This window comes from Streptomyces sp. NPDC057616 (genome assembly GCF_042800575.1).
Classification (GTDB): domain Bacteria; phylum Actinomycetota; class Actinomycetes; order Streptomycetales; family Streptomycetaceae; genus Streptomyces.
Map to the genome: position 1 here is coordinate 191,241 of NZ_JBHVGU010000004.1, position 13,910 is coordinate 205,150.

General features: G+C 73.0%; 11 protein-coding genes. 4 read left to right on the forward strand and 7 right to left on the reverse strand.

All coding sequences use genetic code 11. From position 1 onward, the window contains the following. Positions 1-101 precede the first annotated feature (101 nt). Both ACFU97_RS06275 and ACFU97_RS06280 read left to right on the forward strand, forming a co-directional pair. Positions 102-1,079 (forward strand): WD40 repeat domain-containing protein, encoded by a 978-nt coding sequence (locus ACFU97_RS06275; RefSeq protein WP_384251609.1) that lies wholly within the window; start codon positions 102-104, stop codon positions 1,077-1,079. A gap of 147 nt (positions 1,080-1,226) precedes the next feature. Then, positions 1,227-2,735: a cellulase family glycosylhydrolase gene (locus tag ACFU97_RS06280; protein ID WP_384251612.1), complete on the forward strand. Its 1,509-nt coding sequence runs from the start codon at positions 1,227-1,229 to the stop codon at positions 2,733-2,735. A gap of 55 nt (positions 2,736-2,790) precedes the next feature. On the opposite strand, the gene serC is transcribed toward ACFU97_RS06280, so the two are convergent. From serC to ACFU97_RS06315, 7 genes are all read right to left on the reverse strand, one after another. Further along, positions 2,791-3,909: a phosphoserine transaminase gene (gene serC / locus ACFU97_RS06285; protein ID WP_384251615.1), complete on the reverse strand. Its 1,119-nt coding sequence runs from the start codon at positions 3,907-3,909 to the stop codon at positions 2,791-2,793. 85 nt (positions 3,910-3,994) lie between these two features. After that, positions 3,995-5,248, reverse strand: a complete 1,254-nt coding sequence (locus ACFU97_RS06290) for a cytochrome P450 (RefSeq protein WP_384251618.1) — start codon at positions 5,246-5,248, stop codon at positions 3,995-3,997. After that, positions 5,245-6,474 (reverse strand): cytochrome P450, encoded by a 1,230-nt coding sequence (locus tag ACFU97_RS06295; protein ID WP_384251621.1) that lies wholly within the window; start codon positions 6,472-6,474, stop codon positions 5,245-5,247. The genes ACFU97_RS06290 and ACFU97_RS06295 overlap by 4 nt, the downstream gene beginning before the upstream one ends. After that, on the reverse strand, positions 6,471-7,091 hold the full coding sequence (locus ACFU97_RS06300; protein ID WP_384251624.1) for an ATP/GTP-binding protein: 621 nt from the start codon (positions 7,089-7,091) through the stop codon (positions 6,471-6,473). Before ACFU97_RS06300 ends, ACFU97_RS06295 begins: the two co-directional genes overlap by 4 nt. Then, positions 7,072-7,419, reverse strand: coding sequence for a DUF742 domain-containing protein (locus tag ACFU97_RS06305; RefSeq protein ID WP_384251627.1), 348 nt, complete (start codon positions 7,417-7,419; stop codon positions 7,072-7,074). The genes ACFU97_RS06300 and ACFU97_RS06305 overlap by 20 nt, the downstream gene beginning before the upstream one ends. Then, on the reverse strand, positions 7,416-7,823 hold the full coding sequence (locus ACFU97_RS06310) for a roadblock/LC7 domain-containing protein (protein WP_384251630.1): 408 nt from the start codon (positions 7,821-7,823) through the stop codon (positions 7,416-7,418). Before ACFU97_RS06310 ends, ACFU97_RS06305 begins: the two co-directional genes overlap by 4 nt. Then, on the reverse strand, positions 7,820-9,526 hold the full coding sequence (locus tag ACFU97_RS06315) for a sensor histidine kinase (RefSeq protein ID WP_384251633.1): 1,707 nt from the start codon (positions 9,524-9,526) through the stop codon (positions 7,820-7,822). The genes ACFU97_RS06310 and ACFU97_RS06315 overlap by 4 nt, the downstream gene beginning before the upstream one ends. A gap of 282 nt (positions 9,527-9,808) precedes the next feature. Here ACFU97_RS06315 and ACFU97_RS06320 point away from each other — a divergent pair, with 282 nt between their 5' ends. Both ACFU97_RS06320 and ACFU97_RS06325 read left to right on the forward strand, forming a co-directional pair. Next, entirely contained in the window at positions 9,809-12,763 is a 2,955-nt protein-coding gene (locus ACFU97_RS06320) for an FAD-binding and (Fe-S)-binding domain-containing protein (protein WP_384251637.1), read from the forward strand. Positions 12,764-12,963: 200 nt separating this feature from the next. After that, entirely contained in the window at positions 12,964-13,896 is a 933-nt protein-coding gene (locus ACFU97_RS06325; RefSeq protein WP_384251640.1) for a DMT family transporter, read from the forward strand. Positions 13,897-13,910 lie beyond the last annotated feature (14 nt).

The following is a 13,910-nucleotide window of genomic DNA, read 5'->3' on the forward strand; positions in this document are numbered from 1 at the left end:
GGGATCAATGGGACGGTCGCGGTGTGAGGCCCGCCACGGTGGAGCGCGTCGGGAACCCGGTGCGGGCGCTCAACCGTTCGGTGGGATGGCAGGCTTGGGGCATGCGCCGACCCTTCGCCCTCCTCGCCGGAGCCCTGCTCGTGGGCGTCTGCGCCCTGCCCGCCGCGGCCGACGACGGCGGCGGGGGGTTCACCATCAAGGACCCGCGCATCACCGAGTCCAGCGGTCTCGCCGCCTCCCGGCTGCACCCCGGGATCTACTGGACGCACAACGACAGCGACGACGGCCCGTACCTCTACGCGGTGGACAGCTCGACCGGGAAGACGGTCGCCCGCGTCACGCTCAGCGGCGTCGGCCGCCCCCGTGACGTCGAGGCCATCTCCATCGGCCCCGGCAACGAGATCTACGTCGGCGACATCGGCGACAACCTCGGCGGCAAGTGGCCGTACGTGTGGATCTACCGGCTGCCCGAGCCGAAGAAGCTGGTCGACCAGACGATCCGTGCCACGCAGTACGTCGTGAAGTACGCGGACGGGCCGCGCAACGCCGAGTCGCTGGTGGTCGACCCGAAGACCGGCCGGACGTACATCATCGACAAGAACGAGGACGGCGGGCACCTCTACGAGGGTCCCGCCGAGCTCTCCTCCTCCGGCGCGAACATCTTCCGGCCGGTGGCCGCCGTCGACCTGTGGGCCACCGACGCGGCGATCTCGCCCGACGACCGCCGGCTCGTCGTGCGGGGCTACTTCGGCGGCATCACCTACACCTGGAACGGCGGGAAGATCAAGCGCGAGGGCCGGCTGAACGTGCCGCTCCAGCAGCAGGGCGAGTCCGTGACCTACTCGACCGACGGCGGGCGGCTGCTGTTCGGCAGCGAGGGCTCCGACAGCCCGGTGCAGGTGGAGGACGCGCCGGGCGCCAAGGGCGGCGACGCCAAGTCGCCCTCCTCGGGCGGCGGTTCGGCGAGCTCGGACAGCGGCGGCGGTACCACGGCCGGCAACCTCAAGGTCGGCGCGCTGGCTGTCGCCGCCGCGGCGGCCGTCATCTTCGGCTTCCGCCGCCTGCTGCGGCGCAACTGAGCCCGGCGGCAGGCCGGTTCGGGAGGCCGAACCGGCGGCGTCGCACTCCTTGACGTGTCCATGTTGTCGCGGCTTCCATGGAGGGGCCGGGTTGTGGGAGCGCTCCCACTCGTTCCGGGCCCGCGCCTCCCGAGAGGAAGCAGCGACATGTTCCGCAGCCTGCGAAGAGCGCTGTGCGCTGTTGCCGTGGCGCTCGTGCTCCCCCTGGCCGGGGCCGGTGTCACCACGGCGGACGCGGCCGAGGCGCCCGGTGCCGGGTACTGGCACACCAGCGGCCGGCAGATCCTCGACGCGACCGGGCAGCCGGTCCGGATCGCCGGGATCAACTGGTTCGGCTTCGAGACCGGCAACCACGTGGTCCACGGCCTGTGGTCCCGCGACTACAGGTCCATGATCGACCAGATGAGGTCGCTGGGCTACAACACCATCCGGCTCCCCTACAGCGACGACATCTTCACCCCCGGCACCGTCCCCAACAGCATCGACTTCAGCGGCGGCAAGAACGCGGACCTGCAGGGCCTCGACTCCCTCCAGGTCATGGACAAGATCGTCGCGTACGCCGGCCAGGACGGCCTGAAGGTCATCCTCGACCGGCACCGGCCGGACTCCGGCGGGCAGTCGGCGCTCTGGTACACCGCCGCCGTTCCCGAGTCGACGTGGATCGCCGATCTCAAGGCGCTGGCGGCGCGTTACCGCGGCCAGGACACCGTCATCGGCATCGACCTGCACAACGAACCCCACGATCCCGCCTGTTGGGGCTGCGGCGACGCGGCCACCGACTGGCGGCTGGCCGCCCAGCGGGCCGGGAACGCGGTGCTGTCCGTCAACTCCGGCCTGCTGATCTTCGTCGAGGGCGTACAGACGTACAACGGCGTCTCCGGCTGGTGGGGCGGCAACCTCATGGGCGTGGGCCAGTACCCGGTGCAGCTCGACGTGGCGAACCGGGTCGTGTACTCCGCGCACGACTACGCGACCAGCGTGGCGCAGCAGCCGTGGTTCGGCGATCCGTCCTTCCCGGCCAACATGCCGGGTGTCTGGGACAAGTACTGGGGCTACATCTTCCAGCAGAACATCGCACCCGTCTGGGTGGGCGAGTTCGGCACCACGCTGGCATCGGCGACGGACCAGAAGTGGTTGTCCGCGCTGGTCGGTTACCTGCGGCCGACCTCGACGTACGGCGCCGACTCCTTCCAGTGGACGTTCTGGTCGTGGAACCCCAACTCCGGTGACACGGGCGGCATCCTGAAGGACGACTGGCAGACCGTGGACACCGTGAAGGACGGCTACCTGACGAGCGTGAAGGCGCCGCTGTTCCCCGGTACGGGCACCGGCGGCGGTGATGGCGGCGGGAGCACGGCCGCGTGCAGCGCCGCCTACACCGTCAGCAGCGACTGGGGCAGCGGCTTCAACGCGGACGTGAAGGTCACCAACACCGGTACGACCCCGCTCACGTCCTGGAAGGTCACCTGGACCTTCTCCGGCCCCCAGAAGGTCGCCTCCATGTGGAACGCCTCGTACACCCAGACCGGTTCGACGGTGACCGCGACGAACGCCGCCCACAACGGCGCTGTGGCGGCGGGCGGTTCGACGAACTTCGGCTTCGGGGCGGCGCCGGGCGGGGGCGCGGTGCCGAGCGTGAGCTGCACGGCGGGATGAGAGAAGGGCGCCGGGTGAGTGTCACCGGGCGCCCTCCACCGTCGTACGCGGACGGCTACAGCTTCTCGATCACGTAGTCGACGCACTTCGTCAGGGCCTCGACGTCCGCCGGGTCGATCGCCGGGAACATCGCGACGCGGAGCTGGTTGCGGCCGAGCTTGCGGTAGGGCTCGGTGTCGACGATGCCGTTGGCGCGCAGCACCTTGGCGACGGCGGCCGCGTCGACCTCGTCGGTGAAGTCGATGGTGCCGATGACCTGGGAGCGCTTGGCCGGGTCGGTGACGAACGGCGTCGCGAACTTCACGTCCTCGGCCCAGCCGTACAGCGTGCGCGAGGAGGTGGCCGTGCGGCGCACCGACCAGTCCAGGCCGCCCTGGCCGTTGATCCACTCCAGCTGCTGGTTCAGCAGGAAGAGGGTGGCGAGGGCCGGGGTGTTGTACGTCTGGTTCTTGCGGGAGTTGTCGATCGCCGTCGGGAGCGAGAAGAACTCCGGGACGTGGCGGCCGGAGGCGTGCACCCGCTCGGCGCGCTCGATCGCGGCCGGGGAGAAGACGCCGATCCACAGGCCGCCGTCGGAGGCGAAGGACTTCTGCGGGGCGAAGTAGTAGACGTCCGTCTCCGACACGTCCACCGGCAGGCCGCCGGCGCCGGACGTGGCGTCGACCAGGACCAGGGCGCCCTCGTCGGCACCGGCCACGCGCTTGATCGGCATGGCGACACCGGTCGAGGTCTCGTTGTGCGTGAAGGCGTAGACGTCGACGCCCGCCTCGGCCTGCGGCTCCGGGTGGGTGCCGGGGTCGGAGGCGATCACGGTGGGCTCGGCCAGCCACGGCGCCAGCTTGGCGGCCTTGGCGAACTTGGAGCTGAACTCACCGAAGTTGAGGTGCTGCGACTTGTTCTCGATCAGACCGTGGGTGGCGATGTCCCAGAACGCCGTGGAGCCGCCGTTGCCGAGGACCACCTCGTAGCCCTCGGGCAGCCGGAACAGGTCGGAGATGCCTTCGCGCACCTTGCCGACCAGGTTCTTCACCGGGGCCTGGCGGTGGGACGTGCCGAGCAGAGAGGTACCGGTCGCGGCGAGGGCGTCCAGCGCCTCCGTCCGCACCTTGGAGGGACCCGCGCCGAAACGTCCGTCCGCGGGCTTGATGTCAGCGGGAATCTGAATCTCAGCCACGAGCCGGAGGGTATCCCCTCGGTGAAACCCGCCGGAAACGTGTCCGTCCGATGAGACGAGTCCTCCGGCTCGTGGACCTGTGCGATCAGACCGGAGGTGACAGCCGTACCGGCAGTTCGAACAGGTCGTTCTGGGTCACCACCGGCTTGTGGCGGAGGTCGGCCGCCGGGACCGCGAGGTCCAGGCCGGGGAAGCGGGCGTAGAGGGCCGGGAGGGCGACGCCGGCCTCCAGGCGGGACAGGGCCGCGCCGGGGCAGACGTGCGGGCCGTGGCCGAAGCTGATGTGGCGGTTGGCCGAGGTGCGGGTGATGTCGAAGTCGCCGGCCGTCGGGCCGTGGGCCTGCTCGTCGCGGCCGATCGCGGCGTACGACACGATCAGCGCGTCGCCCGCGGGCAGCACCTTGTCGCCGACCGGGACGTCCTCGGTGGCGAAGCGGATCAGGACGTGCGAGGTGGGGGTGGAGTGCCGCAGCGTCTCCTCGATCACCGCCGGCCAGTCCGCCTCGCCGGACAGCACGAGCGTTCGCTGGTCCGGATGGAGTGAGAGGTTGAGCACGGCGTTGACGATGAGGGAGATCGTCGTCTCGTGGCCCGCCGCCACCATCAGCTGGAGCGTGGAGACGATCTCCTCGTCGGTGAGGTGGTCGCCGTCCTCGGAGGCGAGGATCAGAGCGGAGGTGAGGTCGTCGCCGGGCTCGGCCCGCTTGGCGGCGACCGTTTCGGCCATGATGCCGGCGAGTTCGGTGAGCGTGGCGAGGACCTCGGCGGGCGGGGTCTGCGTGGAGAAGAACTTCTCGAACAGCTCCTTCAGCCGGGGCAGCCGCGCCTCGTCGATGCCCATCAGGTCGGCGACGACGTACATGGGCAGCGGGTAGGCGAAGGCCGCCTTCAGGTCCACGACCGCGCCCGCGTCCGCGGGCAGCCGGTCCAGCAGGCTCTCGGTGAACCCGGTGATCCGCTCCCGCATTTCCTCCACCCGGCGCGGGGTGAGCGCCTGCGCGACCAGCGCGCGCAGCCGGCGGTGGTCGGCGCCGTCCACGGTGAGCATGGAGCGGCCCGGGTTGGCCAGCCCGATCAGCGGCCAGTCGGGGGGTATCTCGCCGCGCCGCCAGGCGCCCCAGACCTCGATGTCCTTCACCAGGCGCGGATCGGTGAGGAGCCGGCGCGCCTCGGCATGGTGGGTGACGGCCCACACGGGGACCCCGCCGGGCAGCTCCACGGCGGCCAGCGGGCCCGCGGCGCGCAGCCTCGCGCTCTCGCCGTCCAGGTCGGAGACGAAGGGGTCGAGCGCGATGCGGGTGTCTTGTGCGCCGGTCTCTTCGATGCCGGTCGTCGTCATACGGGGGTGCCTCCCAGGGCCGGGGTCGGGGCGAACCGCACGGGCAGTTCGGTCAGCCCTCGCAGCCAGGGCGAGGGCCGACGCGTCAGGGACCCGGCCGGTACGGCGAGGTCGATGTCGGGCAGGCGGTCCAGTACGACCTCGATGGCGGTGCGCGCGATGACCTCGGCGACCTCCTGCGCGGGGAACGGGCACCGGTGCTCGCCGTGCCCGAAGGAGAAGTGCGCGCTGTTGCCGCCGGTGAGCGCGGAGCCGTCGGTGCGCACCTGGGGGTCGGAGTTGGCGCCCTGGAGGCCGAGCAGCAGCAGGTCGCCGGCGCGGATGCGGCGGCCGCCGAGCTGGGTGTCGCGGGCGGCCCAGCGGCCCGCCACGTTCTGTGTGGGCGTGTCCTCCCACAGGACCTCGTTCATGGCGTCGGCGACGCTGTTGCGGCCGCCGAACAGGGAGGCGGCGAACCGGTCGTCGGTGAGCATCAGGCGCAGCGAGTTGCCGATCCAGTCGGCGGTGGGCTGGTGGCCCGCCGCCATCATCACCATCAGGTCCTGGGCGATCTCCTCCTCGCCGAAGCCGCTGGGGTCGGCGAGCATCCGCGACACCACGTCGTCGGCCGGCGCGGCACGCCGCTCCGCCAGCAACTGGGCCATGGAGGTGGCCAGATGGGTCTGTCCGGCGATCGCCCGCTCGCGCCCGTCGATCATGTCGTTGAGCGCGGTCACCAGGCCCGGTCCCTCGTCGTCCGGGAAGCCGAAGAGGCGGGCCAGGACGCGCACGGGCAGCAGCATCGCGTAGTCGGCGACGACGTCCGCCTCGCCGCGGGCGGCGAACGAGTCGATCAGCTCGTCGGCGAACCGCTCGGCGTAGCCGCGCAGTTCGAAGGGGCTGACCGCCTCAAGGGCGCCGCTGATCATCGCGGCGCGCTCGCGGTGGCGTTCCCCGACCGTGTAGAGGATCGACGGCTGCCTGCGGCCGATCATCGGCAGCAGGGGCCAGTCGTCGGGGATGCGGTCCCACTGGTTCCACAGGTCGGAGTCCCGGCTGAACAGCACGGGATCGCCGGTGACCTGGTGCAGTTCGCGGTAGCCGAGCACCAGCCAGGCCGGTACGCCGCCGTCGAGCACGACCGGTGTGACGGCGCCGTGCTCACGCCGCATCTCCCGGTACAGCTGCGCGGGTTCGGTCTGGAACCTGGGTCCGCCGAGCGGTACGGGGGCGGTGGGGGCGGTCACAGTGCCAACTCCTGTGAGGATCGGTCGGGTGGGGCCGCGTACCGGTTGCTGACGTGTTCCACCAGCGTGATCAGGACCTGCTTGCCGGAGGCGCGGGAGCGGGCGTCGCAGTCGAGCAGCGGCACGTGCGGGTCGAGGTCGAGCGCCTCGCGGATCTGCTGCGGGGCGTAGGCCGGGCCGCCGAAGTCGTTGCAGGCCACGATGAACGGCGTGCCGTGGTGCTCCAGCCGGTCGATCGCGTACCAGGAGTCGTCGATACGGCGGGTGTCGACCAGGACGACCGCGCCGAGCGTGCCGGAGAACAGCCGGTCCCAGAGGAACCAGAAGCGCTCCTGGCCCGGCGCGCCGAACAGGTACAGCACGTTGCGGGCGTCGAGCGTGATGCGGCCGAAGTCGAAGGCGACCGTGGTGGCCTTCTTGTCGCGCACCTCGCTGATGTCGTCGAGGTGCTCGCCCGCCCGGGTCATCGTCTCCTCGGTGTTGAGGGGGCGTATCTCGCTGACCGAGCGGATGAGGGTCGTCTTGCCGGCACCGAAGCCGCCGACGACCACGATCTTCAGGCCGTTGTCGGCCGTGACGTGCAGCGGGATGCGCGCGTCAGAGGTTGCGGAGTCCAACGAGCACCTGTTCCAGGACGTCGGGATCGGGGACGGCGGCCTTGCGCGGATGGCGGGCACTGACGCGGCCGGCCGCGAGGAGGTCGGCGAGCAGGATCTTGGTGATGCTCACGGGGAGCTTCAGCTCGGCCGCCAACTCGACCACGGCGGTGGGGAGTCGGGTGAGCCGCAGGATCGCCGCGTGCTCCGACTGCATGCCGGGCGCCGGATCGCACTCGGCGACCACGAGGGTCACCAGGTCGAAGGGGCTGTCCGGCGCGGAGCGGGCGCGGCCTCCGGTGAGGGTGTAGAGGCGGTCGGGTGAGTCGTCCCTGCCGGGGCGGCTCATGAGGTCCGGGGCTGCGCGGTCAGGTGGGCGCCGAGCTGTTCCACCAGCTCGCTCATGTTGTGACCGACCAGCCCGGCGTCGGCGTCCTGCGTGGTCACCACGGCCAGGTGCGCGCCCTCGCCCGCCTCCACGATGAACAGCACCCCTCCGTAGAACTCGGTCATCGCCGAGCGCACGCCTCCGGTGCCGTCCCCGAACTCCACCGAGGCGCCGTGCGACAGCGACTGGATTCCGGCGGCGATCGCGGCGAGCTGGTCGGCCTGGTCGACGGTGAGCTCCGGTGTCCGGCACAGCTTGAGGCCGTCCCGGGACAGCACGAGCGCGTGCCGCGCGCCCGGCGTGCGCTCCAGGAGGCCCTCGATGAGCCAGGTGAGCTTCGCGTCGGCAGTGGTCGTGCCGGTCATGACGTGGAGTTGCCTTCCGGGTCCGGGTGCGGGTGGGAGGTGGCCGACGGTGCGGCGGCGGGGGTGGTGGGTGCGGAGGTGCCCTCGTCCGGTGCCGGTGCGCCCTGGTCCGACAAGGAGCCGCGCACGGCCCGGCGGAAGCTGCTGAAACGGGCGGCGCGGGCGAGGGGGTCGTCCAGCGGGACGGGCGCGGGAGCGGGCCCGGCCGCGGCGGAGTCGGCCGCACGCGCGCGTGCGCGCTCCCGCTCCTGCTCGGCCTCGGCGAGCGCACGGCCCCGGCGGCGCTTGGGCAGGCCCGACGCGATCGCGCCGGCATCGGGTGCGGCGGCCCCGTGGTGGCGGGGGCGGACGTCGTCGGGGCCGGCGCCGGTGCCCTGGTGCGGGGTGGCGTGCTGGGTCTCGTACGACCGCCGCGGGTGCTCGTCCACCGGCTCCGGACGCTCGGGAGCGGGCGCAGCCGTAGCGGCAGGGGCGGGCGCGGGCCCGGACCCGGATGCGGGCGCCGGCTGCGGGCGGACGGCCCGTGGTTCCGGGAGGGGGAGCGCGTCCTGGGGGCGCGGGGCGTACTGCTCCGGTACGAGGATGTCCTGCGGGACCAGCAGGAGGACGCCGGTGCCGCCGCGCGCGGACGGCCGGAAGGAGACCTTGAGGCCGTACTTGCGGGCCAGCCGGCCGACGACCGCGAGGCCGAGCCGGGTACCGGTGAGACCGCCCAGCTCCGCCTCCTCGCCCGAGACCGCCCGCTCGGCGCGGCGCAGCTGCACGTCGCCCATGACCAGACCGCTGTCCTCCACGGACACGATGACGCCGGCCGGGACCTCCTCGACGTAGACGTGCACCTCGGCGGTGGGCGGCGAGAAGTTCGCGGCGTTGTCGAGGAGTTCGGCGAGCGCGTGCATCACGCCCTCGGCGGCGTGCCCGGCGACGGCGGCCTCGCTGGCGGAGTGCACGCGCACGCGCTGGTAGCCGCCGATGCGGCCCATCGCGCCGCGCAGGATCGACTCCATGGCGATGGGGCGGGCCCAGCGGCGGCCGGAGCGGGCGCCCGCGAGGACCGCGACGGAGTCGGCGAGGCGGCCCGCCTGCGCGGTGCGGTGGTCGAGGTGGAGCAGGTCGGCGAGGACGTCCTCGTCCTCGTGCCGCTCCTCCATGGCGCGCAGGTCGGCGAGCATGCCGGTGGCCAGCGCCTGCATGCGGCCCGCCGCGTTGGCGGTGGCGGAGACCGCGGCGGCGCGCTCGTGCCCCGCCCGGCGGGCCTGCTCGGTCAGCCGGGCGTTCTCGGCGGTGAGGCGGGCGCGGTCCTGCTCGAACTCCGCGGTCAGCCGCACCCGTTCCTGGGTGAGCTCCGCCGCGTGGCGGGCCCGCTCGTGGGTCAGCTCCTCGGTCAGGCGCACCCGCTCCTGGTCGAACTGCGCGCTCTGGCGCACCCGGTCCTGCAGCAGCCGGCCCGTGTCCTGGGTGACCGCCTCCAGCCGGCGCCGGCTGATCCGGGCCGCCTGGAGCGCGTACGCGGCCAGCGCGACGGCGGCGCACAGGAGCAGCGCGCCCGTGCCGGCGCCGAGGGCGAGCGGGGCGCGGTCCCGCTCGGGGACGCGGGCTACCGCACCGGCGACCGCGAGGGCGGCCAGCAGGGCCGTGAGCAGCGGGGCGGGTGCGACGGTGCGGAAGGTGGGGCGTTCGCCGGGCACGTGGGGGGCGGTCATGAATCGGGTCCTCGGTAGGCCTCGGTCGTCCTGCTCGATCGGGTTCCGCTGTCGTTCCTGGCGGGAGTGCGGTCGGTCCTGGGAAGAGCTGTCGGTCCTCGGGACGAGCTGTCGTTCCTGCGCGCGAAGCGACACCCGTTACCCAACTGACGCTCACTATATGGGAGTTCGTGATCGAATTGGAAAGGTTCTGGATCCGTTTCACAGGTTCCGGCAGGACGCGGCGAAGCGCCTGTGGACAGAGGCATCGTGACTGTCGGTCGCCGGATGCATGCTGGGAGCATGACGGATCTCCAGGCTGAACTGCGCAGGGCCGTCCGGGGCGACGTCGGCTTCGACGTCACCTCCCGGGCGCTGGTCACCATGGACGCGTCCAACTACCGGCGGGTTCCACTGGGGGTGGTGGCGCCGCGTGACGCGGACGACGTGGCGGCCGTGCTGGCGGTGTGCCGGGAGCACGGGGTGCCGGTCGTGGCGCGTGGCGGCGGCACCTCGATCGCCGGGCAGGCCACCGGCACCGGCGTGGTGCTGGACTTCACCCGTCATATGAACCGTCTCCTGTCGGTCGACCCGCAGGCACGGACGGCCGTCGTGCAGCCGGGGCTCGTCCTGGACCGCCTCCAGGCGGCCGCCGCGCCCCACGGCCTGCGGTTCGGGCCCGACCCCTCCACCCACAGCCGGTGCACGCTCGGCGGCATGATCGGCAACAACTCGTGCGGCTCGCACTCGGTGGCCTGGGGGACCACCGCGGACAGCGTGCGGGAGCTGGACGTGGTCACCGCGCGCGGGCGGCGGCTGCGGCTCGGGCAGGAGTGGGCCGGCGCGCCGGAGGGCCTGCGGGCGCTGGTGGACGGCGAGTTGGCGCGGCTGCGGACGGGCTTCCCGGAACTCCCCCGCCGTATCTCCGGGTACGCGCTGGACGCGCTGCTGCCCGAGAAGGGCGCCGACGTCGCCCGTTCCTTCTGCGGCAGCGAGGGCACGCTGGGCGTGCTCACCGAAGCGGTCGTACGGCTCGTGGAGGCGCCGCGCGCGCGTGCGCTGGCCGTGCTGGCGTACGCCGACGAGAGCGCCGCCGCCGAGGCCGCGGCGGGACTGCTGGAGCACGGGCCGCTCACGGTGGAGGGGATGGCGGCCGACCTGGTGCCGTCCGCGGCCGCGCTGCCGCGGGGCGGGGCCTGGCTGTTCGTGGAGACGGGAGGGGAGTCGCCGGCGGAGGCACGCGCGCGTGCGGAGGCGGTCGTCCGGGCCGCCGACGTGCTGGACGCGCTGGTCGTCACGGACCCCGCCGGGCAGCGGGCGCTGTGGCGGATCAGGGAGGACGCGAGCGGTACGGCGACGCGGATGCCGGACGGAAGCGAGGCATGGCCGGGCTGGGAGGACTGCGCGGTGCCGCCCGCACGGCTCGGCGCCTATCTGCGGGACTTCCGCGGGCTGCTGACCTCCCACGGGCTGCGCGGCACTCCGTACGGCCACTTCGGGGACGGCTGCATCCATGTCCGCATCGACTTCGACCTGCTGACCGAGGCGGGCGTCGGCCGCTTCCGCCGCTTCTCCGAGGAGCTGGCCGAGCTGGTCGTCGCACACGGCGGTTCGCTGTCCGGGGAGCACGGGGACGGGCAGGCGCGCGCCGAGCTGCTGCCCAGGATGTACGGCCCCGAGCTGGTCGCCGTCTTCGAGCGCGCCAAGGCCGTCTGGGACCCGGACGACCTCCTCAACCCCGGGATGCTGGTGCGCCCTTCGCCCTTGGACGGCAACCTCCGCTTCTCCGTGCTGCCCCGCGAGCCGGTCGACGTGGCCTTCGGCTACCCCGCGGACGGCGGCGACTTCTCGGCGGCCGTGCGGCGCTGCGTCGGCGTCGCGAAGTGCCGTACGACAGAGGCGCCCGGCTCCTCCGTGATGTGCCCCTCCTTCCGGGCGACGGGCGAGGAGGAGCACTCCACGCGCGGGCGGGCCCGTCTGCTGCACGAGATGCTCGCCGGCGAGCTGGTGACCGAAGGCTGGCGCTCCACCGAGGTGCGGGACGCGCTGGATCTGTGCCTGTCCTGCAAGGGATGCCGCTCCGACTGCCCGGTCGGGGTCGACATGGCCACGTACAAGGCGGAGTTCCTGCATCACCACTACGCGGGCCGGCGCCGCCCGGCCGCGCACTACAGCATGGGCCGGCTGCCGGTGTGGCTGCGCTGGGTGGCCCGCACGCGCACCGCCCCGGTCGTCAACGCCCTAGCCTCCATCGGGCCGTTGGCGTCACTGGCCAAGCGCGTCGGCGGGATCGCGCCCGAGCGGCGCATCCCGCGGGTGGCGTCCGAGACCCTCACCGGTTGGTACGGGCGCCGGGCGCGGGCGCACGAGCGGCGGATGATCCGTGAGGTGGGGCCGGAGTACGAGGAGGAGACGCACGGCAAGCCCGTCTTCCTGTGGCCCGACACCTTCACGGAGCATCTCTCGCCGGAGGTCGGGAAGGCCGCGCTCCGGGTCCTGAAGGCGGCCGGGCTGCGGCCGGTGCCGCTCCCGCGGATGCGGCCGATCGTGCGCAGGACGCGGGAGGCGGACGGCAGCACCTGGTACAGCCGGGGCCGCCGGCCGGGCCCGCGAGGCCGGGTCTGCTGCGGCCTGACCTATCTGTCGACCGGCCAGCTCGACCAGGCCCGCGCGGTGTTGCGCCGCACGCTCGACATGCTGGACCCGCTGCTCCGACCCGAGCTGGGGGAGGAGCACATGCCGCTGGTCGTCCTGGAGCCGAGCTGCGCCGCCGCCCTGTGTACCGATCTGCCCGAGCTGCTGGCCGACGACCCGCGCGCGGCCCGGCTCGCCGCCTCGGTCCTGACCTTCGCGGAGGCGCTGGAGCGGTTCGCGCCGGACTGGGTGCCGCCGTCCCTGGACCGGCCGGTCACCGGCCAGACCCACTGCCACCAGCATGCGGTGCTCGGCGACGCCGCCGACCGCCGGCTGCGCGAGGCGGCCGGCCTCACCGGCGAGCTGGCGGGCGGCTGCTGCGGCCTCGCGGGCAACTTCGGCTTCGAGAAAGGGCACTTCGAGGTGTCGAAGGCGTGCGCGGAGGACCAGTTGCTGCCCGCGGTCCGGGGCGCGGCCGAGGGGACGGTCGTCCTCGCGGACGGCTTCTCCTGCCGCACGCAGCTGGAGCAGCTGGCGGGCGTGCGCGGACGGCATCTGGCGGAGGTGCTGGCGGACGCGCTGGACGACGGCCCGGGCGACGGCCTGATCGACGGGGATTCATAAGCCCACTCTCAGCTTCGTGGGAGAACCCTCAGCTTCGGCGGGGGTCGCTCGGGAATCATGCGCCGCCTGATGACCGGCACGCCCGGGTCCATGATGCGGGACAGTTGCAAAACAGATTCACACGCCTGACCGAGTCCATTACCCTGGACTCGACAGTGCATCATGATGCACGAACCTCGAGCCGAGCACCTGGACCGCCCGTGACCACGCCCAGCACCACCACCACGTCCTCGCCCTCCGCGGTGCACCCCTCCGGCACCCCCGGCCGCCGGGGTTCGCTCGGCCCGGTCGGGCTCGTGCTCGGGGCCGGCTTCTCGGTGCAGTTCGGTGCGGCGCTGGCGGTGAGCCTGATGCCGAGGGCCGGGGCGCTCGGCGTCGTGACCCTGCGGCTGATCGCGGCGGCCGTCGTCCTGCTGGTGGTGTGCCGGCCGCGGCTGCGTGGCCACTCGCGCGCCGACTGGGGCACGGTCGTCGTCTTCGGCATCGCGATGGGCGCGATGAACGGCCTCTTCTACCAGGCGGCCGACCGCATCCCCCTCGGCGCCGCGGTCACCCTGGAGGTCCTCGGACCGCTCGCCCTCTCGGTCTTCGCCTCCCGCCGCGCGCTCAACGCCGTATGGGCCGCGCTCGCCCTCGGCGGTGTCTTCCTGCTCAGCGGCGGCGGCTTCGGCCGCCTCGACCCGGCCGGTGTCGCCTTCGCGCTGGGCGCGGGCGCCATGTGGGCGGCGTACATCGTCTTCAGTGCGCGTACGGGCCGGCGGTTCCCGCAGGCGGACGGGCTCGCGCTGGCCATGGCGGTCGGAGCGCTGCTGATGCTCCCGCTCGGGGTCGCGGAATCGGGCTCCAAGCTCACCGATCCGACGACGATCGCCCTGGGCTCGGCGGTCGCGGTCCTCTCGTCCGTCCTGCCGTACACCTTCGAGCTGCTCGCCCTGCGGCGCCTGCCCGCCTCCACCTTCGCGATCATGATGAGCCTGGAACCGGCCCTCGCCGCGACGGCGGGCTTCCTGATCCTGGGCCAGGCCCTGTCCGCCGTGCAGGCGGCCGCGATCGCGATGGTCATCGCCGCGAGCATGGGCGCGGTGCGGACGCAGGTGGGGCGCCGCAAGGTGCCGATTCCTCCGGAGGCCTGAGCGGCCCGGCGGCG

What these genes read in the sequence shown, in the direction of transcription:
- ACFU97_RS06275 (WP_384251609.1), top strand. Translation starts at nt 102, where the DNA reads ATGCGCCGACCCTTCGCCCTCCTCGCCGGAGCCCTGCTCGTGGGCGTC.
- ACFU97_RS06280 (WP_384251612.1), top strand. Translation starts at nt 1,227, where the DNA reads ATGTTCCGCAGCCTGCGAAGAGCGCTGTGCGCTGTTGCCGTGGCGCTC.
- ACFU97_RS06290 (WP_384251618.1), bottom strand. Translation starts at nt 5,248, where the DNA reads ATGACGACGACCGGCATCGAAGAGACCGGCGCACAAGACACCCGCATC.
- ACFU97_RS06305 (WP_384251627.1), bottom strand. Translation starts at nt 7,419, where the DNA reads ATGAGCCGCCCCGGCAGGGACGACTCACCCGACCGCCTCTACACCCTC.
- ACFU97_RS06310 (WP_384251630.1), bottom strand. Translation starts at nt 7,823, where the DNA reads ATGACCGGCACGACCACTGCCGACGCGAAGCTCACCTGGCTCATCGAG.
- ACFU97_RS06315 (WP_384251633.1), bottom strand. Translation starts at nt 9,526, where the DNA reads ATGACCGCCCCCCACGTGCCCGGCGAACGCCCCACCTTCCGCACCGTC.
- ACFU97_RS06320 (WP_384251637.1), top strand. Translation starts at nt 9,809, where the DNA reads ATGACGGATCTCCAGGCTGAACTGCGCAGGGCCGTCCGGGGCGACGTC.